General features: G+C 35.0%; 26 protein-coding genes and 1 pseudogene. 20 read left to right on the forward strand and 7 right to left on the reverse strand.

Annotated elements, in window-relative coordinates:
- Nucleotides 1-13: 13 nt before the first annotated feature.
- The gene (locus tag ON07_RS01395; RefSeq protein WP_010227579.1) at nucleotides 14-1,339 is read right to left on the reverse strand and encodes a M16 family metallopeptidase; all 1,326 of its coding nucleotides are present in this window, start codon (nucleotides 1,337-1,339) and stop codon (nucleotides 14-16) included.
- Between the two features lie 193 nt (nucleotides 1,340-1,532).
- Here ON07_RS01395 and ON07_RS01400 point away from each other — a divergent pair, with 193 nt between their 5' ends.
- The 4 genes from ON07_RS01400 to ON07_RS01415 all read left to right on the forward strand — a co-directional run bounded on the left by ON07_RS01400 (nucleotide 1,533) and on the right by ON07_RS01415 (nucleotide 3,401).
- Nucleotides 1,533-2,003, forward strand: a complete 471-nt coding sequence (locus tag ON07_RS01400) for a DUF4199 domain-containing protein (protein ID WP_010227580.1) — start codon at nucleotides 1,533-1,535, stop codon at nucleotides 2,001-2,003.
- Between the two features lie 100 nt (nucleotides 2,004-2,103).
- The gene (gene rplU, locus ON07_RS01405) at nucleotides 2,104-2,811 is read left to right on the forward strand and encodes a 50S ribosomal protein L21 (protein ID WP_010227581.1); all 708 of its coding nucleotides are present in this window, start codon (nucleotides 2,104-2,106) and stop codon (nucleotides 2,809-2,811) included.
- A 26-nt stretch (nucleotides 2,812-2,837) separates the two neighbouring features.
- Complete coding sequence (gene rpmA / locus ON07_RS01410) at nucleotides 2,838-3,098, forward strand: 50S ribosomal protein L27 (protein ID WP_010227582.1); 261 nt, start codon at nucleotides 2,838-2,840, stop codon at nucleotides 3,096-3,098.
- A gap of 84 nt (nucleotides 3,099-3,182) precedes the next feature.
- The gene (locus tag ON07_RS01415) at nucleotides 3,183-3,401 is read left to right on the forward strand and encodes a putative signal transducing protein (RefSeq protein ID WP_010227583.1); all 219 of its coding nucleotides are present in this window, start codon (nucleotides 3,183-3,185) and stop codon (nucleotides 3,399-3,401) included.
- 71 nt (nucleotides 3,402-3,472) lie between these two features.
- On the opposite strand, the gene ahcY is transcribed toward ON07_RS01415, so the two are convergent.
- Nucleotides 3,473-4,789, reverse strand: a complete 1,317-nt coding sequence (ahcY, locus tag ON07_RS01420) for an adenosylhomocysteinase (RefSeq protein ID WP_010227584.1) — start codon at nucleotides 4,787-4,789, stop codon at nucleotides 3,473-3,475.
- A gap of 64 nt (nucleotides 4,790-4,853) precedes the next feature.
- Between ahcY and ON07_RS01425 the strand changes: the two genes are divergently transcribed.
- The 10 genes and pseudogenes from ON07_RS01425 to ON07_RS14130 all read left to right on the forward strand — a co-directional run bounded on the left by ON07_RS01425 (nucleotide 4,854) and on the right by ON07_RS14130 (nucleotide 11,685).
- Complete coding sequence (locus ON07_RS01425; RefSeq protein ID WP_010227585.1) at nucleotides 4,854-5,501, forward strand: 4'-phosphopantetheinyl transferase family protein; 648 nt, start codon at nucleotides 4,854-4,856, stop codon at nucleotides 5,499-5,501.
- A gap of 3 nt (nucleotides 5,502-5,504) precedes the next feature.
- Nucleotides 5,505-6,218, forward strand: a complete 714-nt coding sequence (locus ON07_RS01430) for a geranylgeranylglyceryl/heptaprenylglyceryl phosphate synthase (RefSeq protein WP_010227586.1) — start codon at nucleotides 5,505-5,507, stop codon at nucleotides 6,216-6,218.
- A 75-nt stretch (nucleotides 6,219-6,293) separates the two neighbouring features.
- A complete protein-coding gene (locus ON07_RS01435) occupies nucleotides 6,294-6,554 on the forward strand; it encodes a thiamine-binding protein (protein WP_010227587.1) in 261 nt (86 codons plus the stop codon).
- Nucleotides 6,538-7,176: a nicotinamide riboside transporter PnuC gene (gene pnuC / locus ON07_RS01440; RefSeq protein WP_010227588.1), complete on the forward strand. Its 639-nt coding sequence runs from the start codon at nucleotides 6,538-6,540 to the stop codon at nucleotides 7,174-7,176. The genes ON07_RS01435 and pnuC overlap by 17 nt, the downstream gene beginning before the upstream one ends.
- Nucleotides 7,131-7,700 carry an AAA family ATPase gene (locus ON07_RS01445; protein ID WP_010227590.1) on the forward strand — a complete coding sequence of 190 codons (570 nt, stop codon included), beginning with the start codon at nucleotides 7,131-7,133 and terminating at the stop codon, nucleotides 7,698-7,700. The genes pnuC and ON07_RS01445 overlap by 46 nt, the downstream gene beginning before the upstream one ends.
- Nucleotides 7,697-8,641, forward strand: coding sequence for a DUF4301 family protein (locus tag ON07_RS17565; protein WP_316928055.1), 945 nt, complete (start codon nucleotides 7,697-7,699; stop codon nucleotides 8,639-8,641). Before ON07_RS01445 ends, ON07_RS17565 begins: the two co-directional genes overlap by 4 nt.
- Nucleotides 8,628-9,251, forward strand: coding sequence for a DUF4301 family protein (locus tag ON07_RS17570; protein WP_316928056.1), 624 nt, complete (start codon nucleotides 8,628-8,630; stop codon nucleotides 9,249-9,251). The genes ON07_RS17565 and ON07_RS17570 overlap by 14 nt, the downstream gene beginning before the upstream one ends.
- Nucleotides 9,252-9,254: 3 nt before the next feature.
- Nucleotides 9,255-9,659: an alternative ribosome rescue aminoacyl-tRNA hydrolase ArfB gene (arfB, locus tag ON07_RS01455; protein WP_010227592.1), complete on the forward strand. Its 405-nt coding sequence runs from the start codon at nucleotides 9,255-9,257 to the stop codon at nucleotides 9,657-9,659.
- A gap of 194 nt (nucleotides 9,660-9,853) precedes the next feature.
- Nucleotides 9,854-10,198 carry a hypothetical protein gene (locus tag ON07_RS01460; protein ID WP_010227594.1) on the forward strand — a complete coding sequence of 115 codons (345 nt, stop codon included), beginning with the start codon at nucleotides 9,854-9,856 and terminating at the stop codon, nucleotides 10,196-10,198.
- 126 nt (nucleotides 10,199-10,324) lie between these two features.
- Nucleotides 10,325-11,685, forward strand: a pseudogene (locus ON07_RS14130) (sigma-54-dependent transcriptional regulator).
- Here the strand turns inward: ON07_RS14130 and ON07_RS16810 are convergent.
- Genes ON07_RS16810 through ON07_RS16820 form a run of 3 tightly spaced genes read right to left on the reverse strand, consistent with a single transcriptional unit; the run spans nucleotide 11,675 to nucleotide 14,097 of the window.
- Nucleotides 11,675-12,952 carry an ATP-binding protein gene (locus ON07_RS16810; protein WP_237708815.1) on the reverse strand — a complete coding sequence of 426 codons (1,278 nt, stop codon included), beginning with the start codon at nucleotides 12,950-12,952 and terminating at the stop codon, nucleotides 11,675-11,677. The pseudogene ON07_RS14130 and the gene ON07_RS16810 sit on opposite strands and share 11 nt — an antisense overlap.
- Before the next feature lie 34 nt (nucleotides 12,953-12,986).
- Nucleotides 12,987-13,484, reverse strand: coding sequence for a histidine kinase dimerization/phospho-acceptor domain-containing protein (locus ON07_RS16815; RefSeq protein WP_237708816.1), 498 nt, complete (start codon nucleotides 13,482-13,484; stop codon nucleotides 12,987-12,989).
- Nucleotides 13,477-14,097, reverse strand: coding sequence for a CHASE3 domain-containing protein (locus tag ON07_RS16820; protein ID WP_237708817.1), 621 nt, complete (start codon nucleotides 14,095-14,097; stop codon nucleotides 13,477-13,479). The genes ON07_RS16815 and ON07_RS16820 overlap by 8 nt, the downstream gene beginning before the upstream one ends.
- Before the next feature lie 330 nt (nucleotides 14,098-14,427).
- Between ON07_RS16820 and ON07_RS01475 the strand changes: the two genes are divergently transcribed.
- Nucleotides 14,428-16,608 carry a TonB-dependent receptor gene (locus ON07_RS01475; RefSeq protein WP_010227596.1) on the forward strand — a complete coding sequence of 727 codons (2,181 nt, stop codon included), beginning with the start codon at nucleotides 14,428-14,430 and terminating at the stop codon, nucleotides 16,606-16,608.
- Nucleotides 16,609-16,732: 124 nt separating this feature from the next.
- Here ON07_RS01475 and ON07_RS01480 read toward each other — a convergent pair whose 3' ends face one another.
- A complete protein-coding gene (locus tag ON07_RS01480) occupies nucleotides 16,733-17,167 on the reverse strand; it encodes a hypothetical protein (protein WP_010227598.1) in 435 nt (144 codons plus the stop codon).
- A 264-nt stretch (nucleotides 17,168-17,431) separates the two neighbouring features.
- Here ON07_RS01480 and greA point away from each other — a divergent pair, with 264 nt between their 5' ends.
- From greA to ON07_RS01495, 3 genes are all read left to right on the forward strand, one after another.
- On the forward strand, nucleotides 17,432-17,908 hold the full coding sequence (greA, locus tag ON07_RS01485; protein ID WP_010227600.1) for a transcription elongation factor GreA: 477 nt from the start codon (nucleotides 17,432-17,434) through the stop codon (nucleotides 17,906-17,908).
- A gap of 92 nt (nucleotides 17,909-18,000) precedes the next feature.
- Nucleotides 18,001-18,390 (forward strand): HIT family protein, encoded by a 390-nt coding sequence (locus ON07_RS01490; protein ID WP_010227602.1) that lies wholly within the window; start codon nucleotides 18,001-18,003, stop codon nucleotides 18,388-18,390.
- Nucleotides 18,390-18,800 carry an acyl-CoA thioesterase gene (locus ON07_RS01495; protein WP_010227604.1) on the forward strand — a complete coding sequence of 137 codons (411 nt, stop codon included), beginning with the start codon at nucleotides 18,390-18,392 and terminating at the stop codon, nucleotides 18,798-18,800. The genes ON07_RS01490 and ON07_RS01495 overlap by 1 nt, the downstream gene beginning before the upstream one ends.
- Here ON07_RS01495 and ON07_RS01500 read toward each other — a convergent pair.
- Entirely contained in the window at nucleotides 18,797-19,945 is a 1,149-nt protein-coding gene (locus ON07_RS01500; protein WP_010227605.1) for a sensor histidine kinase, read from the reverse strand. The genes ON07_RS01495 and ON07_RS01500 overlap by 4 nt on opposite strands.
- A gap of 109 nt (nucleotides 19,946-20,054) precedes the next feature.
- Between ON07_RS01500 and ON07_RS01505 the strand changes: the two genes are divergently transcribed.
- Nucleotides 20,055-20,933, forward strand: a complete 879-nt coding sequence (locus ON07_RS01505; protein WP_010227606.1) for a flavin reductase family protein — start codon at nucleotides 20,055-20,057, stop codon at nucleotides 20,931-20,933.
- A 1-nt stretch (nucleotide 20,934) separates the two neighbouring features.
- Complete coding sequence (locus ON07_RS01510) at nucleotides 20,935-21,309, forward strand: DUF3127 domain-containing protein (protein WP_010227608.1); 375 nt, start codon at nucleotides 20,935-20,937, stop codon at nucleotides 21,307-21,309.
- Nucleotides 21,310-21,478 lie beyond the last annotated feature (169 nt).

Here is a 21,478-nt window from a genome sequence, read left to right on the forward strand (position 1 = left end):
GTTTTATAATTTTTTATTGTTTTGCCTCTTCAGCTTTCGGTAAATATTCTACAACAACTCGCTGATTTGGTTTTAAATATTCGTTTGCAACTCTTTTAATATCCTCTCTAGTAATAGATCTGTAGATATTAATTTCTTCGTTTATTAAATTGGTATCACCATATAATAAATAGCTAGAAGCTAAAGAGTTTGCAATCCCAGCTACACTAGAATTTGAATTTACATATCCATTTTCAGCTTTATTCTGAAGTTTTTGAAAATCTTTTTCTGAAATAAGATCAGTTCTGATTTTAGCTATTTCCTCTTCCATTTCAGTATTTAACGTCTCAAGAGTAGTTTCACCTTGTGGAATTGCAAATACTAAATACATCCCATAATCTTCTTGTTCTAAATTGAAGGCTTGAACTGCAAGTGCTTGTTTCTGCTCGTCTACCAATTTTTTGTAAAGTTTAGAACTATTACCATCACTTAAATAATCTGAAATCATATTCAAAACGTATGAATCTTTTTCAGTAAAAGCAGGGGTTCTGTATCCTAAAACAGTAGCAGGCAATTGAATATTCGCATCGTAAGCCGTAGCATTAATCTGCTTCGTGATAGGCTCTTCTTTCGCATAGTCTCTAGTTACAGCTGCTCCTTTTGGGATTGGACCAAAATAATCTTTGATCATTTTCTTTGTCTTGGAAATATCTATATCTCCGGCAACTACTAAAACAGCATTGTTTGGAACATAATATTTGTCAAAATATTGCTTAAACTCTTCTAAGGTAGAAGCGTCTAAATCCTCCATGTATCCAATATTTGGATCCTTGTATGGGTGATTCACAAACATATTTGATGATACTGCCTGTAATAAGTTTCCGTAAGGCGCATTATCTACGCGCAATCTTCTTTCTTCTTTTACAACTTCATTTTGAGTGTCTACTCCTTTTTGTTTGATGATAGGATGCATCATTCTTTCAGATTCCATCCAAAGTCCTAACTCTAAATTATTCGATGGAAAAACTTCGTAATAATAAGTTCTGTCATTAGAAGTATTTGCATTGTTGCTTCCTCCATTGCTACTTACAATTTCGAACCATTTTCCGTTTGGAATATTTTCGGTGCCTTCAAATAAAAGATGCTCAAAGAAATGTGCAAATCCTGTTTTTCCATTTTGTTGGTCTTTTCCACCCACATGATACATTACCGAAGTTGTAACAACAGGTGCGGTATTGTCTTGATGCAAGACAACGTGCAGGCCGTTATCCAGATCGTATTCTGTAAATTCAACTTCTTGTGCAAATCCGGTTACCCCCAGAAACAGCGCACATGCTGATAATTTAATTTTGTTGATCATTTTTTTAATGGTTTTATTAATGTGTTCTATAAGTATTACAATTTGCATTTTTGTTACGGAAAAACCCATAAATCACTAAATGTTGTATTAAGTTTAATAGAAACACCTAAATAATTGTTAAAATTAACAGCACATTAGGGAGAATACTGCTTGTTTTTTTGGAACTTTACTATAATCACAAAAGAATAAAATGATGAAAAAGTTTAGTATTCCAATTAAATACGGGATTGCAATAGCTGCAGGATTAATTGCCTATTTTTTAGTGCTGTCTCTTTTTGGGGCACATAAGAATCCTGTTTTCAGTTTATTTAATGGAGTTATTATGGCGTTTGGAATGTATGAGGCTATTAAGAACTACCGATTAGAAAGCGGCACTAAATTTAAATATCAAAAAGGTTTCATGACCGGACTTCTTACCGGCTTTAATGCAACCATAATTTTTACACTTTTTTTCGGAATTTATTCTACAGAATTGAATCCGGACTTTCTTAATGAATTGCTTACCATGTGGCGTAGCGACTACAATACAAGTGTTGGCATTATTTTATTTGTGGTAGCAGTAATGGGATTTGCCACTAGCTTTGTACTTACTTTAGCTTTTATGCAGCTTTTTAAAGATTCCTGGAACACAAAAGAAGCTAAAAAGCACACCTTAGGAAATTAATCAAAGACTTTGTGAATTAATTATTTAGAAGTATATTTGCACCCGCTTGAGGAAAATTTTCAAGTGATTTATTTTAGAATAATTAACTAATAAATACGCTATGTACGCAATTGTAGAGATAGCAGGGCAGCAATTTAAAGTTGCAAAAGACCAAAAAGTATTTGTAAACCGTTTAGCGGGAGAAGAAGGAGACAAAGTTTCTTTTGATAAAGTTCTTCTTTCAGGCGATGGTGACAATATTACTTTAGGCGCCCCAGCTATAGACGGAGCTTTGGTAGATGCTAAAATCACCAGACACGTTAAAGGAGACAAAGTTATTGTCTTTAAAAAGAAAAGAAGAAAAGGATACCGTGTGAAGAACGGTCACCGTCAATCCTTGACTGAAATTTCGATTGTAGGAATTACACTTCCTGGTGGAAAGAAATCTTCTTCTGCTAAAGCTGAACCTAAGAAAGAAGCTCCAAAAGCTGCTCCAAAGGCAAAAGCAAAAAAAGAAGTGGAAGTAAGTGAGAACTTAGTAACTCGTGCCGAACACAGAACTGAAGGAATGGAGATTAATATCGACAAACTTCTTCATAGTGTAGGAACTGCTGCTAAAGCTGATGCTGATGACTTGAAGGAGATCAACGGAATTGGACCTGCTTACGAAACTAAATTAAACGAAATAGGTATTTATACTTATGAGCAAATTAGTAAGCTTAAAGCTGCCGATAGAGAAGAACTTTCTGCTATCGATGGTATTACTCGTGAAAAGATCGAATCTGATGAATGGGTAAAGCAAGCTAAAGAATTGCTTAAGAATAAATAAAATACTAATTAGAAAAACTATAAGCCATGGCTCACAAAAAAGGTGTTGGTAGTTCCAAGAATGGTAGAGAATCCGAATCAAAACGTTTAGGCGTTAAGATTTTTGGAGGTCAAGCCGCAATCGCTGGAAATATCATCGTTAGACAAAGAGGCTATACACACAATCCAGGTGATAATGTGTATGGTGGAAAAGATCATACTTTACATGCTAAAGTGGATGGTCTTGTAAAATTCACAAAAAAGAGAGATAACAAATCTTACGTTTCTATCGAACCGTTTGAAGCATAGTTGATCATTTTGTACATATTAAAAAGCCCTTTCTAGAAACAGAAAGGGCTTTTTTGTATCTTCATTTTTAAACCTTTTAAAAAAATGAACTTTATCACTGTTTTTAATAGCAATCAATCTTTTCAAATTTCTATTGTCAAGAATTTATTCGATAGAGAAAAAATAAATTATAGGATTCCAGATGAATTTATGGACAGTGCTGCCGGAATTGGAGGCTTAGGAATTAATGGGATGCATGTTCAAGTTCTGGAGGAAGATGTAATGAGGGCAAAAGTGATATTAAAAGACGCAGGTTTTAATTAGCGAATAATATAAAATATAAAAGCCCCTTTCTAGCGATAGAAAGGGGCTTTTTAATTAATGTGTTTTATGGATTAGTATCTGTAATACTCAGGCTTAAATGGCCCCTCAACAGTTACACCAATATATTCTGCCTGTTCAGTAGAAAGTTCCGTTAGCTCCACTCCAATTTTTTCTAAGTGAAGTTTAGCCACTTTTTCATCTAAATGCTTCGGAAGCATATAAACTTCATTTTCGTACTTATCGGCATTTTTCCAAAGCTCAATTTGTGCTAGGGTTTGGTTTGTAAATGAGTTACTCATTACAAAACTAGGATGTCCGGTTGCACAACCAAGATTTACCAATCTACCTTCAGCAAGTAAGATAATATCTTTTCCGTTGATAGTATATTTGTCTACTTGTGGCTTAATGGTGTCCTTAGTCTTGCCATGATTTTCATTCAACCAAGCAACAGCTATTTCATTATCGAAGTGTCCAATGTTACAAACGATAGTTTTATCCTTCATCGCTTCAAAATGTTCACCTCTTACAATATCTTTATTTCCAGTAGTGGTGATTACGATATCGGCTTTTGGAAGTACTGTTTCTAATTTCTTAACCTCAAATCCGTCCATTGCAGCTTGTAAAGCACAAATAGGATCAATTTCTGTAACAGTTACAATAGATCCGGCGCCTTTAAATGAAGCAGCAGTTCCTTTTCCAACATCACCATATCCACAAACAACTACTCTTTTTCCTGCAAGCATGATATCTGTAGCTCTTCTAACAGCATCTACAGCACTTTCTCTACATCCGTATTTATTATCGAATTTAGATTTGGTAACCGAATCATTAATATTGATGGCCGGCATTGGAAGAGATCCATTTTTAACTCGCTCATACAATCTATGTACTCCGGTTGTAGTTTCTTCAGAAATTCCTCTTACCCCTTCAGCTAATTCCGGATATTTATCCAAAACCATGTTGGTAAGATCTCCACCATCATCTAAAATCATATTAAGTGGCTTACGGTCTTCCCCAAAAAATAAGGTTTGCTCGATACACCAGTTAAATTCTTCTTCATTCATCCCTTTCCATGCATACACAGGAACTCCTGTAGCCGCAATTGCTGCCGCTGCCTGATCTTGGGTAGAAAATATATTACAAGAACTCCAAGTAACTTCTGCGCCTAAAGCGGTTAGAGTTTCAATTAAAACTGCAGTCTGGATGGTCATGTGCAAACATCCTGCAATACGAGCGCCTTTTAAAGGTTGTTCTGCTCCAAATTCTTCACGAAGGGACATTAAACCTGGCATTTCTGCTTCAGCCAATTCTATTTCTTTTCTTCCCCAATCTGCAAGGGAAATATCTTTAACTTTATAGGCCGTATAAGGCACTGTTTTAGTTGACATATTATTATATTTGATTTTTAGCAATTTTTCAGTCGCAAAAGTACATAATATCTAACAGAATTTCATGCCACTTTACAAAACAATAACAGTTGATGAAGGCACTAAAGTGCTCATTTGGAAGATCGAAGAAACTCTGGATTGGCTTGTAGATGATATTCAATTAACTGCTCATTGCCAGGAACGAGTGAACGGAATGAAATCTATACTTCATAAACGTGGGTTCATGAGTATTAGGCATTTATTTGCTGAAATGGGGTATACAGACCACGATCTTTATTACGACGAAAATGGAAAACCGCATCTTAAAGACGGGAAATGTATTTCTATTACTCATTCCTTTAATTTCACCGCAATCATTATTTCTGAAGATGAAGTTGGAATAGATATAGAGAAACAACGAGATAAGATCTTGAAGATCGCAGAAAAGTTTACGCCGCTCAAAGAGTATCATACGTTGGCTAACGAAGAAGCACTTATTAGAAAACTTACGATCGTTTGGGGTGCCAAAGAATCTATCTACAAATTATATGCAAAGCCAGGTTTAGGGTTTTTGCAGCATATTAATATTGCCGATTTCGATTTCGACGATAAAAAAACTACCGGAAAAGTTTATTTTAAAGGTGAAAAATCTGATTATAACCTAGAGTTTTTAGAATTTGAAGGTTTTACATGCGTATATGCAAAGCCGGTTAAAGTTGCAGTTAAAAAATAAGCTATGCTCACAGCAACTATTTATGAAAATCTATCGCTTTTAAAAGATCTCGGTCAGAAGCAGCTTACAGTTCTTATAGATCCCGATAAATTTGATGAATCTAAAGCTGAAGAGTTTTTAAAGAATCTTTCCGAAGATGTAACCTACCTTTTTGTGGGAGGAAGTACTGTTGAGGCTACTAAGACAGAGAGAACAGTAGCTGCCATAAAGCGCAATTCTGAATTACCTATAATTATTTTTCCGGGAGACTATACTCAAATAACCGAAAAAGCTGATGGTTTACTCTTTTTGAGTTTGCTGTCCGGAAGAAACCCGGAGTATTTAATAGAACAGCAAGTGAAATCTGTTTCCAGACTTAAAAATTCCAATCTGGAAATTATCCCTACGGGTTATATTCTAATAGATGGAGGTAACGAAAGTGCAGTGCAAAGAATAAGCAACACGAAACCGATGCCGCAAAATAATATAGAAGCTATTGTAAATACAGCTTTGGCAGGGCAATTCTCTGGCAAACAATTAATTTATCTGGAAACAGGAAGTGGTGCGATTAATCATGTTTCGTTGGAAATTATAAGTGAAGTTAATAAGGCACTTTCAATTCCTTTAATCGTTGGTGGAGGAATTAAAAATTCAACTCAACTTGATGCAATTTATAAGGCCGGGGCAGATATGGCTGTAATAGGAACAGCATTCGAAAAAGGGACTTTTCAATATTGATTTCTTTTATAATTCAAGTACTTCCCAAATAATCTTCAATTTATCTCTAAATTTGATAGTTATAAAAATGAATTCATGAACATTTCCGTAGAACTTACACTTACACCTTTGCAAGATAATTATGAACCTGCAATTATAGATTTTATAAAGAAATTGAGGGCCTCAGGGCTTAATGTATTGGAAAATCCGTTAAGTACTCAGGTATATGGGGAGTATGATAAGGTGATGGAAGTTTTGAATAAAGAAATGAAGACTGCTTTAGAATCTGTAGAGCAAGGACTGCTCTATATTAAAATTGTAAAATCTGACCGTAGCGAGTATGCAGCCGATTTTTGATTTCTTCTTCGGGCAATACTATGGGTACCCAAGCCTATTTATATATCTGGAAGTTATTGCCGTAATTTTTGGATTTCTATCTGTTTGGTATTCTAAGCAGGAAAATATTTTGGTGTATCCAACAGGAATCATAAGTACTTTGATTTTTGTGTATCTCTTGTGGCAATGGGAGCTGTTAGGGGATATGATGATAAATGCCTATTATTTTTCTATGAGCATATATGGCTGGTATATTTGGACTAGAAAAGTGGATGCAACTCATTTTACTCCGGTAACAAAAATGACTAAAAAGGAGCATATTTGGGCAATTTTTATATTTGTTGCCACTTTATTATTTGTTTTTGGAGTTTATGAATATTTTGAGAAATGGAATAATTGGACCGCATATATAGACACCATTACCACCGCGATATTTTTTGTTGGAATGTGGTTAATGGCAAGAAAGAAAATTGAGAATTGGATCTTTTGGATCATCGGCGATATCATATCTGTACCGCTATATTTTTATAAAGGCTTAACCCTAACAAGCTTTCAGTATTTATTATTTACAATCATAGCCATTTTCGGTTATTTCGCATGGAAGAAAAGCTTAAACAAAAATCTTCAACCCGTATTAAAGTAGTGTTGTTTGGACCGGAATCTACCGGAAAGACTACTATGGCTAAAAAACTTGCGGCTCATTTTGAAACTGAATGGGTGGAGGAGTATATGAGGGAGTATCTTCAAAAAAAATGGGATTCCAAAAAAGAAGTGTGTAAGCCGGAAGATCTCATTACAATTGCCGAAGGACAAATTGAAAGAGAAAACCAAAAAACGAAAACAGCTAATAAAATTTTGATTTGTGATACAGACTTATTGGAATTAAGCGTTTATTCGAAAGCCTATTATAATGAGTTTTGTGAGCCGGCCATTCTTAAACATGCGTTAAACAATTGGTACGACCTTTACTTTTTAACTAATATTGATGTCCCTTGGGTTGCAGACGACCTTAGAGATAAGCCCGAAGATAGGGTGGAAATGTTCACGAAATTCAAAAATGCGCTGCAGTTTTATGAGAAACCTTTTATTGAGTTAAAAGGAGATGAAAACGAACGATTTGAAACTGCGGTTTCAGCAATTAATGAATTATTAAAGTCAAAAAATTGAAATTTAGTCAGAAAGATATCACCCAGATACAAGAAAAGGGACTCAGTTTAAAACAGGTAGAAGATCAAATTGCCATCTTTAAGCGAGGCAATAAAGCTGTTAAGATTTTAGCTGCAGCTACTGTGGAAAATGGAATTAGCCAAGTGGACAGCAAACAGGCTGAAAAATTCATTTGCATATTCGAAGACTTAAAGCACAATGTTAAGCTCGTCAATTTTATTCCGGCATCTGGGGCAGCGACAAGAATGTTTAAAGAGATCTATGTCTTTATTGAAAATTTCCAGCCCGAAGAAGATACTATAGAGGAATATTTCAGAAGAAGTGAAAACAAGAAACTTCAGCAATTTTTAACCGAACTCAATAAGTTGCCTTTCTATGAAGAAGCTCTTTCTTCAGCAGAGAAAAATTATCCCGATTTTAAAAGCAGTTCACCAGATACACAAAAATACTATTTAGTGAAAGCTATGTTGTTTGCGCCGGGATTAGAACTTGGGAATTTCCCAAAGGGATTGGTGCCTTTTCATACATATAAAGAATATACCGCTACTGCTTTTGAAGAGCATCTTTATGAGGCTGGGACATATGCAGATAAAAACGATAGAGTCAATATTCATTTTACTATCTCTAAAGAGCATTTAGATAAATTTAAAAAGGAATACGATGCGATAAGAACTCGTGTAGAAGCACAAACAGGAATGAGCTTTCAAATAGGTTTTTCTTTTCAGGATTCTAAAACAGATACCATTGCTGTAGATACTTCCAACGAAGTTTTTAGATCTCCGGGCGACGATCTATTTTTTAGACCGGGAGGACACGGAGCACTTATTGAAAACCTTAATAACTTGGATGCCGATCTTGTTTTTATAAAGAATATAGATAATCTTGTTACAGCTAAAAATAGAAAGGAAGTTGCCTTTTATAAAAAAAATGCTCGCCGGTAATTTAATGAAGGTACAGCAAGAGTGTTTCTATTATTTGGAAATCTTGGATGGCAAAGATTTTTCTGAGATCAGCCTTCAGCAAATTATCCAATTCTCTAAGGACCAACTATCCTTAAATTTTTCAAGAGAATTTGAATCATTTTCTGAAGCTGAAAAAATTCAAAAATTAAAGCATTTATTAAATAGACCCTTACGTGTTTGCGGAATGGTTAAAAATGAAGGAGAACCAGGAGGTGGCCCATTTTTAGTCGAATTTGAAAACGGGGAGGCTTCTCTACAAATCATCGAGAGTGCACAAATAGATACAACGAATCCTCAGCAAAAGGAGATCGCGCAAAATGCTACTCATTTTAACCCCGTGGATTTAGTATGTGGACTTAAAGATTATAAAGGTGAAAAATTTGATCTTAATGAATTTGTAGATCCTGAAATGAGTTTTATTTCATCTAAAACTAAAGATGGGAAAGAGCTTAAAGCTTTGGAACTTCCAGGTTTGTGGAATGGTGCAATGGCCAAATGGAATACTATTTTTGTGGAAGTTCCTGTTGCAACATTTAATCCGGTAAAAACAGTTGCCGATCTTCTAAAACCGAGTCATCAGGCTAAATAAATCATGCCTAATCTAACTCAATTATTTAACGAGGTTTCGTTTAAAGCTGTCCGCAGTTCTGGCGCCGGTGGACAGCATGTAAATAAAACTGCCTCTAAAGTAATTCTCACTTTTAATGTTGAGCAATCTTCCGGGCTTTCCGAAGAAGAAAAGCATTTACTGAGTAAAAAATTGCTAAGTAGGCTGACACTTAATAATGAATTGATTCTGGAGTGTAGTGAAACTCGAAGTCAGCATAAAAATAAGGAACTAGTTCTTGAGCGATTCAAGGAACTTATTTTGAAAGGACTCATTAAGCCTAAAAAGAGAAAAAAGACAAAGCCTAGTAGAGCTTCAAAGTTTAAACGACTTCGCGAAAAGAAAATGCATTCAGAGAAAAAAAGTAATCGCCGCAAGCCAGAACTTTAAATATTTCCCACTAGGCTTGGGGAAAATATCCCCAATAATGAAATAATTTTCTACACTTTTTTGAAAATCTAAAATTGAACACCAATCCTAAGAGCAAGATTTAAAGCCTGTTGCGTTAATTTTTACTTAAATGGTATAATTATTCGTTAAGGTTAATCAGTAAAACTTAATATTAACTTTAAATGTAGATTATTATGAAAAAGTTAGGATTAACATTGGCAGCAATAGGATTGTTTTTTACAGCTGCACAGGCGCAAGTAGAAGGTGAAGTGCAGGCTGAGGTAGAAGTAGAAAAAGAAGTAGTAGTTGCAGGAGATGAATTTCAAAAAATAGAAGTTTCGGCGCTACCTGAAGCTGTAAATGCAGCAATTTTAACTGAATTTCCGGGAGCTATTACGTCGTATGCTTTTGTGAAGCAAGATGATGAGGAAGTGATTTATAAAGTTAAATTGGATATAAATGGACAAATGAAAAAGGTCTATTTAGATGCTGAAGGCAACTGGATTAAGAAAGAAGATAAGAAAGAGGAGTCTAACTAACCAACCAATCTTTCTAAACAAGAAGAGCTGACATTGCGGTCGGCTCTTTTTTTTTGTTTTAATAAGTACCACGTTAAAAGAAGCATAATTCGTAAATTTGCGAGATATTAAATCCAAAGCCGAATTATGGTATCCATGCTTATAGTAGAAGACGATGTGGCATTTGCAACAATGTTAAAGACCTTTTTTGAAAAAAGGGATTATAAGGTGGACACTTCCTTTTCTGCTGCAGAAGCCTTCAAAAAAATGAAGGCAAGTCCATTTGAAGTAATCTTAACAGATGTTAGATTGCCTGATAGTGATGGTTTAGAAGTGCTTCTAGAAGTTAAATCTAATTATCCTACAGCGCAGGTTATCGTAATGACCAACTATGCTGAAATTAATATGGCGGTAAAAGCATGAAAAATGGAGCTTTCGATTATGTTTCAAAACCTTTTAGACCGGAGGCAATTCTTCAGACCATCGAAAATGCTTTAGATCAGAAAAATTTAAATGGAAATAAGATCGCTCAGGATGAAATTCTTCCGAAGAAAAAGCAAAAGATAAAAGTATCCGAGTCTATTTCAGAATTTGTGAAAGGAGTAAGTGATGCCGCAATTAAATTAAACGATTATATAGAGCTGGTAGCACCAACCAACATGTCGGTCTTAATTATGGGCGAGAGTGGTACTGGAAAAGAACAAGTTGCAAAAAGCATCCATGATAAAAGCAAGAGAAAAGGTGCACCTTTTATAGCTGTAGATTGTGGAGCAATTCCTAAAGAAATTGCATCGAGTGAGTTTTTTGGGCATGTAAAAGGATCTTTTACGGGTGCCATACAGGATAAAACAGGGCATTTTGAAGCTGCTAACGGAGGAACTTTGTTTTTGGATGAAATAGGTAATCTAAGTTATGGTTTGCAAGTACAATTGTTAAGAGCATTACAGGAACGTAAAATTAAACCTGTAGGGAGCAACCATGAAATTAAAGTAGATATTCGAGTGGTAACGGCCACCAATGAAGACTTGACAAAAGCGGTAAAAGAGGGTAATTTTAGAGAAGATCTTTATCACAGGTTAAATGAATTTTCTATTAAAGTTCCCGCATTGCGAGAACGAAGGGAAGATTTAATGCTTTTTGCCGATTATTTTTTAGACCAGGCAAATGAAGATCTGGAAAAAGAGGTTGTTGGATTTAGTGACGAAGCTACCGAAGCTTTTAAAAATTATAGCTGGCCGGGAAATTTAAGAGAACTTAAAAATATGGTGAAAAGAGCGGTGTTACTTGCTCAAAACAACATAATCCCTCTTAAAGTTTTACCGCATGAGATCTCTGTGGCTAAAAGTAGCGAGGAATCGTATGGTTTGTTTAAAAATAAAAACGAAGAAGCTTTAATCCTAGATGCTTTGGAAAAAGCACAGGGCAATAAAAGTAAAGCTGCAAGGCTTCTTAATATAGACAGAAAGACACTTTACAATAAGCTGAAGCAGTATAATATTAAACTATAATTTCTCTCTCTAACTTCGCTAAAAGAGTTTCAATTTCGGATATCAAACTTTGGATTTTTTGTTCTTCAAAATAGCTAGGAACTTCCTTTTCTAACTGTTCTAGCTGAAATACGATATTTCTAGTATTTAATTGCTTATACATTGGCAGCATTTTGTGTGCAATCGTAGCAATTTTACTAGTGTTTTTCTTCTCGGTCGCTTTCTTTATTTCTAATAGGTTTTTTCTACTGGCATCTACAAAAACTTTCAAAATAGTGTTAAGTGCAGCTTTATCCTCGCCAGCAAATAATAAAATTTCCTTTAAAGAAAATTCATCTGAACTATCCTCGGTTTGGATTTTTATACCCGAGTTAGTCTCTAATTCCAGATGAAGAACATCTCCAATTTTTTGTAATAATTCCTGTGGCTTATAGGGCTTTAATAAATTCCCAGAGAATCCGGCAGCTAAATAATCGTTGTTGCTAAGGGTTGTTCTACCGGAAGCTGCAATTACAGGGATGTGTTTAAGGTTATTTTTAGATTGAATTTTATTAAGTAACTCAAAACCATCCATCGTTGGCATTTGAATATCTGTAAGGACAAGATCGTATTTGTTCTTTTCTAATTTTTCCAGAGCCTCTTTTCCATTCTGAGCGATGTCACAATTCATCCCAATAGATTTTATGAGTTCTCTAGAAAGTGCCAGTTGAGAGGATTCATCATCTACTGCAAGAATATTTTTTCCGTTTAAATGTGTGTTGTTAATTTGTGCCTCGGGAATAACCTCTGTGGCATCTTTTAGTTTTATAACCGGAATTCTAACAATAAATTCGCTTCCTTGTCCAGGCTCACTTTTTAAGGAGAGTTCCCCGTTTAGTAAATTTGTAATGCGCTTAGAAATGGCTAAACCAAGACCTGTTCCTCCATATTTTTTTTCAATTTGACGATGTTCCTGGGAAAACTCTTCAAAGATCTCTTCCTGCTTATCTTTCGAAATTCCCAGGCCAGTATCTTTTATTTTATAGGTTAGAATGTAGCTGTCTTCAATTTGTTTTTGAAGACTAACAGCTACTGTTAAGCTCCCTTCTTCGGTAAATTTATAGGAATTATTAATTAGGTTAGAGAGTATTTGTTTAATCCTAAATGGATCACTTAAGACATTTGTATTTGCACTTTCATCCGCATCGACGATCAATTTCAAATTCTTAGGATCGTCTTCGGGAATAATATTATAGAACGTTTCTTCCAGTAAATTTTTTGCATTAAAAGGGAGCTTTTCTATTTGCATTTTACCCGCATCTAATTTCGAGAGATCTAAAAGATCATTTACTAAATGAAGTATATAATCTGAACTTTTTTTTAAGGTGCCCCAAATAGTGTTCTTGTTTTGTGCTTAAGGAAGTCTTGCCAATTAATTCTGTATAACCTAGCACCGTATTGAGAGGAGATCTTAAATCGTGGGTGATCGTTGCCATGAATCGCTCTCGACGACGCATTAGAGACTCTGTAAAAGATTTAGCTTCCTCCAATTGAATTCTATATTGCTGGCTCCTGGAAACATCTCGAATAATAAGAAACAGAAAAAATAGCACGATAAGCACACTCGTTCCCCCAACAAAAAGAAGAATCTGCGAAACTTCATTCAGCATATCTTGAGATCTTTTTGCTCTATTAAGTGTCGTGACTCTTTCTTCTTGCTCTACAGATGCCAATAAATTTCTTAATTGATCATTCAGGATAATATCGTTATCCAGTAATTCATTTTCTTTTTTATTGATTATAGATCGAAATCGTTGATTTTGCCGCTCTAATTCATTCAATACTTTTTTTTACTGAAGTCACTAAAGAATCGGCACTTATACTGGAAAGCTGTTCTTGATTTTCATCTTTGGAGAATTCAAGTAATCTAATTAATACCCTTCGTTGATGGGGTTCTAAATTTGCGAAGCGCTTATCGTAATTATTATCCTTAAAGGATTCGTCTACTTTTTCCAATTCCTGAATTACTTCCGCATAAAAGCTGGTATTTCTATCTCTGGATCGAAGTTTTAATAATTCTTCTAGGTTTTCGCTTTTTCGAGATAATAAGGTAGAAATACTATCCAATTCAATTTTCATTAGCGAATCGGCATAGGTCATTTTAAGAACATTAATACTTTCCTGGACACCATCTATCTGCTCGCTATACCTATTAAGATCTGTAGTGTCCCCAGTTTGAATAAATTGTCGGCCCGTACTTTCTGTTTCGTATAAAGCGGTAGCAATCTCGCTCACCAATACTAATTGCTGATTGTTTAAATCGTTGGACTGGTTTATAGAAGAAAATTTAACTACCTGCGCATAAGTAAACCATACTGCCATGGCAGCAACTGCAGCTACCATTAGATACCCAATAATTACCTTAAAAGTTATGGAGCGCTTCGTGTTTTTCATTAGCGAATTATCACCAAAATTACGCCAATTCTTTTAAATTTTACTATTGGTGTAGGAATTCAAAAAAACCTTATTACATTTGCAGCACATCTCAAAGGGGTGCTGTTTTAAGATTTATTTCTGAAAAATAGCTGAGATTATACCCAACGAACCTGGGCAGGTAATGCTGCCAAGGGATACCGATACTCGAAAGAGCATCAAACGTGTATAGACCCCCTTTATAGATCTTTAAGATAGATTTATTAAGGGTTTTTTTATGCAGTATTTTATAACTAATCAATAATTAAAGAATAATCGCCCCTTTTATTCGTAACAACATTAACGTAACGAATGAAACGTTTACTTCTATTACCTACATTTCTTTTAATAACCATTTTGGGTTATTCGCAACAAGAAAGCGACACGCTAAGAAAACCTGTCGAAAAATTGGACGAAGTCTTAGTGCAAGCTATCCGGGTGGAGGCAGATTCTCCGGTAACCCACTCCGATCTTTCTAAGGAAGATCTTGAAAAACGCAATCTAGGACAGGATATCCCTTTTCTTTTAAATTACTTGCCATCTGTAGTAACCACTTCCGATGCGGGAGCCGGTGTAGGCTACACTTATATTAGAGTTAGGGGAAGTGATGCCTCACGCGTGAATGTAACTCTTAACGGAATTCCATTTAACGATTCTGAAAGTCAGGGTTCTTTCTGGGTGAATTTACCGGATTTTGCCTCTTCAGTTGAAAATTTGCAATTGCAAAGAGGAGTTGGAACTTCTACGAATGGCTCAGGAGCTTTTGGGGCGAGTTTAAATTTGCTTTCGGATGCTGTTTCTGAAGAAGCTTACGGAGAGATTTCGAACTCTATTGGATCTTTTGGGACTAGAAAACATAATGTGAAATTAAGTACCGGTTTACTTCAGGATCATATAGAGATCTCAGGAAGATTGTCTACAATAGTTTCAGACGGGTATATAGATCGCGCTTTTTCCGATCTTAAATCATATTTCTTGCAAGCTTCTTATGTGGATGAAAACACTTTGATAAAAGCCATCACTTTTGGGGGGCATGAGGTTACATATCAATCCTGGTTTGGGATAGATAAGGAAACTTTAGAAACCGACAGAACATTTAATCCTGCAGGAATGTATACAGATGTAGATGGCAATACTCAATTTTATGATAACGAAGTAGATAATTATAAGCAAGATCATTATCAGCTACACTGGAATCAGCGGTTTAACAATAATTGGTCTACAAACCTTGGTTTAAATTATACCTATGGAAGAGGATATTTTGAGCAATATAAGGAGGATGAGGACTTTGAGGATTATAATTTTGCGCCAATAGAAATTGGCGAAGAAACTATTAATTCTACAGATCTTATTAGAAGAAGGTGGTTGGATAACGATTACTATGTTGTAAACGCGAATGCTACCTATAAAAATGCAAATTTAGAGGTAACCTCTGGGACATTTTATAGTCTGTACAAAGGTGATCATTTTGGAGAGGTGATTTGGGCTAGATTTGCCAGTGATTCGGAAATTCGTGACCGCTATTATTTTAGTGATGCTACTAAAAATGAATTTACCGTATTCTCTAAAGCCACGTATAAGTTCAATAATAAATGGCAATTTTTTGTAGATCTTCAAGGAAGATTTTTAGATTATAAAACCGGTGGAATCACTTCAGATCTTGTTGGTATAGATGTGGATAAAAGTTTTGAATTCTTCAATCCAAAAGCTGGGATTACCTACCAATTGAATGCAAGCAACCAGTTTTATGGCTACTACGGTAGAGCAAATAGAGAACCTACCAGAAACGATTTTGAAGAAGGAATAAGCACTGCCGAAAAATTGAATGATTTCGAATTAGGTTGGAGGTATAGTAAATCCAATTTTAAATTGAATTCGAATCTTTACTTTATGGATTATAAAGATCAGCTGGTACTTTCTGGTGCCTTGAACGACGTAGGAGCGCCACTAAGAACTACAAGCGGAAACAGTTATAGATTGGGATTAGAAATAGATGCCGAATGGCAGTTATCCAATAAATGGAGGTTGATGCCTAATCTTGCATTGAGTACCAATAAAAACAAAGATTTTGTAGCTTCTATAGACGGCTCTTTGGTAAATCTTGGCAATACAAATATTTCATATTCCCCGGAAATAGTAGCATCAAACATGCTGGTCTATTCGCCTAAAGAGAATTTACAGATAGGCTTGTTATCTAAATTTGTAGGAGAACAATATATGGGGAATATCGATAGTGAAGCTTCAATACTTGATAGTTTCTTTATAAATGATTTAAATGTGGTGTATGAGCTAAACAATATTCCGGTTTTTAAATCTATTGTTTTTAACGCTTTGGTAAACAATTTTTTCGATGTGAACTATGTCTCAAATGGATATTTCTTTACCTATAATGACGATTTTTCTAATCCGGGAGTAATCACTACTGTGGAAGGGGCTGGTTATTATCCGCAGTCAGGAATCAATTTCTTGGCGGGAGCAACTTTGAAGTTTTAGAACCTCATTGAGGGTTTGAAAAAATAATTTTGTGCGTTAGGGTTCAATTTTCAAGATTGAAGCACAAAAAAAAGTCGCCATTCTTACAATGAGAGTGGCGACTTATATTTTTATTGAGTTAGTATTAATTAAACACTTCTAACATATTTCCATTTTTAGTAATCCTATAGGGTTTCATTGTGTATTGACCACTACCGTTAGTAAGCTCCCCCGTTAGAATATTGTAACTGTTACCATCATTGCAATCACATTTTGCAATAACACCTTCTACTCGCAAGCTGGAACATTCATTTAACGGATGGTTTGGATCACTTAATTCAAAGGCGGTGAACTGGGTATTGTTGATATTATAAATAACTACGCCGTTAATTCCGGTATTATAAGTAGAGTAACTGTTTCCTGGAAAATTTAAGCTATTGTACTCTGGTAGGTTCAAATTAATATTCAGCCTAAAACTTACATTTATTAAATTGGGGTTATCTATTCTATCATTATCATTAGAACTACAGGCGGTTAAAACTATAAGTAGCATTAAAAAACTAATTGCTTTAGATATCATTTTATGTGAATTTTGGGCTTGAGAAATATATTGCTTTCAAAATTTAAATTTATTATATTTGTGTATATAAATCCCGTCTTATGTGGGATTTTTTGTATTTATTAGCAAGATTTTGAAATTTAAACGCATATAAAATAGACCTAAATTAGGTTCTCCAAACCCTGTTACTTTTGGGGTTTGGAATTTATAAAATCACAATACAGTTATAGGTAAGGAGGAGTGTGAGGTTAATTCCTGTAACTATTATTGATAAACGAGAAAATTATGAGTAAAGTATCTTATTATACAGCTGAAGGATTAAAAAAGCTGAAAGATGAACTTAATCAATTAAGAGATGTAGAGCGTCCTAAAGCATCTCAGGCTATCGCTGAAGCCCGCGACAAGGGGGATTTAAGTGAAAATGCTGAATATGATGCTGCAAAGGAAGCACAAGGTTTGTTAGAAATGAGGATTTCCAAAATGGAAGAAGTAGTTTCTAACGCTCGTATTATAGATGAATCTCAGTTGGATACTTCGAAAGCTCTAGTTCATTCCTTGGTGAAAATCAAAAATAAGACCAACGGAATGGAAATGACTTATAAGTTGGTAGCTCAAAGTGAAGCCGATATTAAAACTGGAAAGATTTCAGTAGAATCACCTATTGGAAAAGGATTATTGGGTAAACAGGTGGGAGATACAGCTGAAATTAGTGTTCCTAATGGCACCATGGAATTTGAAGTGCTTGAGATCTGGAGAGAATAACTTTAAATTTTAATAAAGACCATTTTAACCTTTTCTGCGCCTTGAAAAAGATGCCATGAAAAGGTTTTTTAATTATAATTAATACAATAGATATGTCTACAATTTTTTCTAAAATCATCAGTGGAGAACTTCCATCTTATAAGATTGCCGAAACCGATAAATTTCTTGCCTTTTTGGATATAAACCCAAATGCTAAAGGACATACGCTATGTATTCCAAAAGAAGAGGTGAATAAACTTTTTGATCTAGATGAAGAAACCTATTTGGAATTGATGAATTTCTCGAGAAAAGTCGCGATGGCTTTGGAAGAAGCTGTTCCTTGTAAACGAGTAGGAATGGCTGTCATTGGATTGGAAGTGCCTCATGTGCACGTACATTTAATTCCTCTAAACAAAATGAAGGATATGGACTTTAGTAATAAGTTGAATTTTTCGCATGATCAATTTTCGAGATTGGCAGAAGAGATCAAGGAGAATTTATAATGGATTATAAAGATTATAAACTCAGCATTGATCTAAGAATAGATTGGAGTGATCTGGACATGTATAAACATGTAAATAATCTTAGTTTTATAAGATTTATGCAAACGGGAAGAGCGCTTTTTTGGGAAGCCACAGGGCTAACTAAAATTTTTGAAGAAATCAATAAAGGACCAATGGTAGTTTCTACACATTGCGATTTTAAAAAATCTTTATATTACCCGGGAACCGCCATTGTAAAAACCAAACTGGCATTTATCAAAAATAGCAGTTTTGGTCTGGATCATGTTATTTTAAATGAAAATATGGAAGTATGTGCTGAAGGTCGTGATGTTGCTGTATTTTACGATTTCAATACAAATGAAACCTATACAATCCCAGGTGATCTTCGGGAAATAATGAAGAAATATTAAATCTTTTTTAAGGCTATTTGAAATGTTGTTCCCTTATTCAGCTCACTTTCATAAACCTTAATTTTTCCATTGTGATACTCTTCAACAATTCTTTTTGAAAGTGAGAGTCCAAGTCCCCAACCCCTTTTTTTTGTGGTAAAACCCGGATTGAAAATAGTATGATACTTGCTTTTTGGAATTCCTTTTCCACTATCCTTTATATAAATGTATACCCAGTGCAAGTCTTGCTTAATTTCTATTAGAAGATTCCCTTTCCCTTTCATCGCATCAATAGCGTTTCTTACCAAATTTTCGATGGTCCAACTAAATAATGACTCATTTAAATTAACATAAATGGGCTCTTTAGGTGTTGAAAGCTTAAAGTCGATAAGGCGCGAACTTCTTGTAAAAAGATAGTTATAACTCTCCTTAGTAGCAATAATGATGTCTGTTTCAGAAAGAATTGGAGTAGAACCTATTTTCGAGAATCTATCGGTAATAGTTCTCAACCTTTCTATATCTTTTTCAATTTCAGAAATATAAGACTTATTAACATTTTCCTCTTTCAGAATTTCTGTCCAACCAATTAAAGACGATAATGGGGTTCCTATTTGATGAGCAGTTTCTTTTGCCATTCCTGCCCATAATTTATTTTGCTCACTAGACTTCGTGGTGGTATAAAAGAAATAAACCACTCCAATAAATAGAAAAATAATTAGCAGCAAACCTATTGGATAGTATTTGATTTTTGTGAGCAATGGCGAATCTCCATAGTAGATCTTATGAACTTGATTTTTTCCCAAGACCATTTCTATAGGCTCATTTTCCGACTTTAATTTATTGAAATATTCTTCTAATTTTTCCTGATCTCCCCGTGTTTCTATTGGAATATTTAGTCCGTCTACAATTTCCCCTTTTTCATTTATCCAAATGGTGGGAATAGTTGTGTTGGTGTTAAGAATTCTTAGCGTGAGGTCGATATCGGTATCTCCTGTGGCTTTATCTAGAAATGCCTGCGCGGCAGCCCATAATTCCATTTTATCACGCTCATCCTGTTTTAAGCGCTCAAAAAAGATAGAGGTGTTCCATAATATAAGCGCTACAATGAGCAGGGAAGAGATAATAATGAACCAACGTGCAAAGTTTCGTTCGTTTGTAAAATTCATGTAGCCTTATTTAGCAGGATTTAAATATAACCGTTTTCTGTTAATATTATTGTTGAAATACGGTTTTTCATTACTAAGGCTATTCGTTACCTTTGTGAAAAATTGCTGAATGCTATCTATAGATCCAAAGGAAATTAGTACTGGAAAAAGACATCAATATTTACTGGGAGCAATAGGGCCAAGACCCATTGCATTTGCTAGTACTTTAGATGAAAACGACAGACCAAACTTGTCGCCATTTAGTTTTTTTAACGTGTTTAGCGCAAACCCGCCTATCTTGATTTTTTCTCCTGCAAGAAGAGGTCGGGATAATACTGTTAAGCATACATATTTGAATGCTAAGGCAACAAAGGAAGCGGTGATTAATATCGTCGATTTTAAGATCGTACAGCAAATGTCACTTTCTAGCACAGAATATCCGGAAGGGGTGAATGAGTTTGAAAAAGCTGGTTTTACGATGTTGGCTTCAGATAAAGTGAAGCCTTTTCGAGTAGCGGAATCTCCTGCACAATTTGAATGCAAGATCTTAGAGGTGAAAGAGCTGGGTGAAGAAGGCGGAGCGGGAAATTTGGTGATTTGTGAAGTGGTGAAAATGCATTTTGATGAAGCCATCTTGGATGCCGAAGGTTTTATAGATCAATATAAAATAGATCAGGTAGCGAGAATGGGAGGCAATTGGTACACGAGAGCAAATAAGGGGCTTTTTGAAGTGCCTAAACCTTTATCAACTTTAGGGATTGGTGTAGATCAAATTCCGCAGGAAATTAGAAATAGCAAGGTCTTAACTGGGAATGACCTTGGTAGACTTGGGAATGTAGAAGTTTTACCTTCCGCAGAAGAAATAAATGAATTTATAAGCGAGGACAGCAATGCCTCAAGCTTGGTGAAATCTGGAGATATTAAAAAAATCCATACCCAAGCACAAGAATATTTAGAGAAAGAAGATCCGGCGAAAGCCTGGAAAATATTATTAGCAAAATCAAATTAACATGGAAGTAGAAGGAAAAATAAAAATGATTGGTGAAACCCAAACATTTGGAAGTAACGGATTTAGAAAAAGAGAAGTTGTTGTAACAACTGAAGAGCAATATCCACAGCATATTATGGTAGAATTTATACAAGATAAAACAGATCTTTTAAATAACTACCAAGTTGGACAACCAGTAAAAATAGGAATCAATTTAAGAGGTCGTGAATGGGTGAACCCACAAGGAGAAACCAAATATTTTAATTCTATCCAAGGTTGGAGAATAGAGAACTTGCAAGCCGGTAATGCAGCACCGGGGCAAACTCCTCCACCTGCCGATCAATTTGAGCCTGCTCAAGATCTTAAGGATGAAGATTACGATGATTTGCCTTTCTAGGCGGATTGTAAAGTTATTTAAAAGCTGTTTGAAAGTTAATTAATATGAACTTTCAAACAGCTTTTTTTATTTAATATATTAGAGGTTAGTTTATGTTCTCGTCTGAATTTTACTGTTTAGTAGGAATGTCAGGTTGAGCGTAGTCGAAACCTCCTTATTAAGCTAAAAA

Origin of the sequence: Gillisia marina (assembly GCF_000258765.1) — a bacterium.
In the GTDB taxonomy this organism is placed as follows: Bacteria; Bacteroidota; Bacteroidia; order Flavobacteriales; family Flavobacteriaceae; genus Gillisia; species Gillisia marina.

Bases quoted from the DNA above. Each gene is read 5' to 3' on its own strand.
- ON07_RS01395 (WP_010227579.1), bottom strand. From the start codon at position 1,339: ATGATCAACAAAATTAAATTATCAGCATGTGCGCTGTTTCTGGGGGTA.
- ON07_RS01400 (WP_010227580.1), top strand. From the start codon at position 1,533: ATGAAAAAGTTTAGTATTCCAATTAAATACGGGATTGCAATAGCTGCA.
- rplU (WP_010227581.1), top strand. From the start codon at position 2,104: ATGTACGCAATTGTAGAGATAGCAGGGCAGCAATTTAAAGTTGCAAAA.
- rpmA (WP_010227582.1), top strand. From the start codon at position 2,838: ATGGCTCACAAAAAAGGTGTTGGTAGTTCCAAGAATGGTAGAGAATCC.
- ON07_RS01415 (WP_010227583.1), top strand. From the start codon at position 3,183: ATGAACTTTATCACTGTTTTTAATAGCAATCAATCTTTTCAAATTTCT.
- ahcY (WP_010227584.1), bottom strand. From the start codon at position 4,789: ATGTCAACTAAAACAGTGCCTTATACGGCCTATAAAGTTAAAGATATT.
- ON07_RS01425 (WP_010227585.1), top strand. From the start codon at position 4,854: ATGCCACTTTACAAAACAATAACAGTTGATGAAGGCACTAAAGTGCTC.
- ON07_RS01430 (WP_010227586.1), top strand. From the start codon at position 5,505: ATGCTCACAGCAACTATTTATGAAAATCTATCGCTTTTAAAAGATCTC.
- ON07_RS01435 (WP_010227587.1), top strand. From the start codon at position 6,294: ATGAACATTTCCGTAGAACTTACACTTACACCTTTGCAAGATAATTAT.
- pnuC (WP_010227588.1), top strand. From the start codon at position 6,538: ATGCAGCCGATTTTTGATTTCTTCTTCGGGCAATACTATGGGTACCCA.
- ON07_RS01445 (WP_010227590.1), top strand. From the start codon at position 7,131: ATGGAAGAAAAGCTTAAACAAAAATCTTCAACCCGTATTAAAGTAGTG.
- ON07_RS17570 (WP_316928056.1), top strand. From the start codon at position 8,628: ATGCTCGCCGGTAATTTAATGAAGGTACAGCAAGAGTGTTTCTATTAT.
- arfB (WP_010227592.1), top strand. From the start codon at position 9,255: ATGCCTAATCTAACTCAATTATTTAACGAGGTTTCGTTTAAAGCTGTC.
- ON07_RS01460 (WP_010227594.1), top strand. From the start codon at position 9,854: ATGAAAAAGTTAGGATTAACATTGGCAGCAATAGGATTGTTTTTTACA.
- ON07_RS16810 (WP_237708815.1), bottom strand. From the start codon at position 12,952: ATGCAAATAGAAAAGCTCCCTTTTAATGCAAAAAATTTACTGGAAGAA.
- ON07_RS16820 (WP_237708817.1), bottom strand. From the start codon at position 14,097: ATGAAAAACACGAAGCGCTCCATAACTTTTAAGGTAATTATTGGGTAT.
- ON07_RS01475 (WP_010227596.1), top strand. From the start codon at position 14,428: ATGAAACGTTTACTTCTATTACCTACATTTCTTTTAATAACCATTTTG.
- ON07_RS01480 (WP_010227598.1), bottom strand. From the start codon at position 17,167: ATGATATCTAAAGCAATTAGTTTTTTAATGCTACTTATAGTTTTAACC.
- greA (WP_010227600.1), top strand. From the start codon at position 17,432: ATGAGTAAAGTATCTTATTATACAGCTGAAGGATTAAAAAAGCTGAAA.
- ON07_RS01490 (WP_010227602.1), top strand. From the start codon at position 18,001: ATGTCTACAATTTTTTCTAAAATCATCAGTGGAGAACTTCCATCTTAT.
- ON07_RS01495 (WP_010227604.1), top strand. From the start codon at position 18,390: ATGGATTATAAAGATTATAAACTCAGCATTGATCTAAGAATAGATTGG.
- ON07_RS01500 (WP_010227605.1), bottom strand. From the start codon at position 19,945: ATGAATTTTACAAACGAACGAAACTTTGCACGTTGGTTCATTATTATC.
- ON07_RS01505 (WP_010227606.1), top strand. From the start codon at position 20,055: ATGCTATCTATAGATCCAAAGGAAATTAGTACTGGAAAAAGACATCAA.
- ON07_RS01510 (WP_010227608.1), top strand. From the start codon at position 20,935: ATGGAAGTAGAAGGAAAAATAAAAATGATTGGTGAAACCCAAACATTT.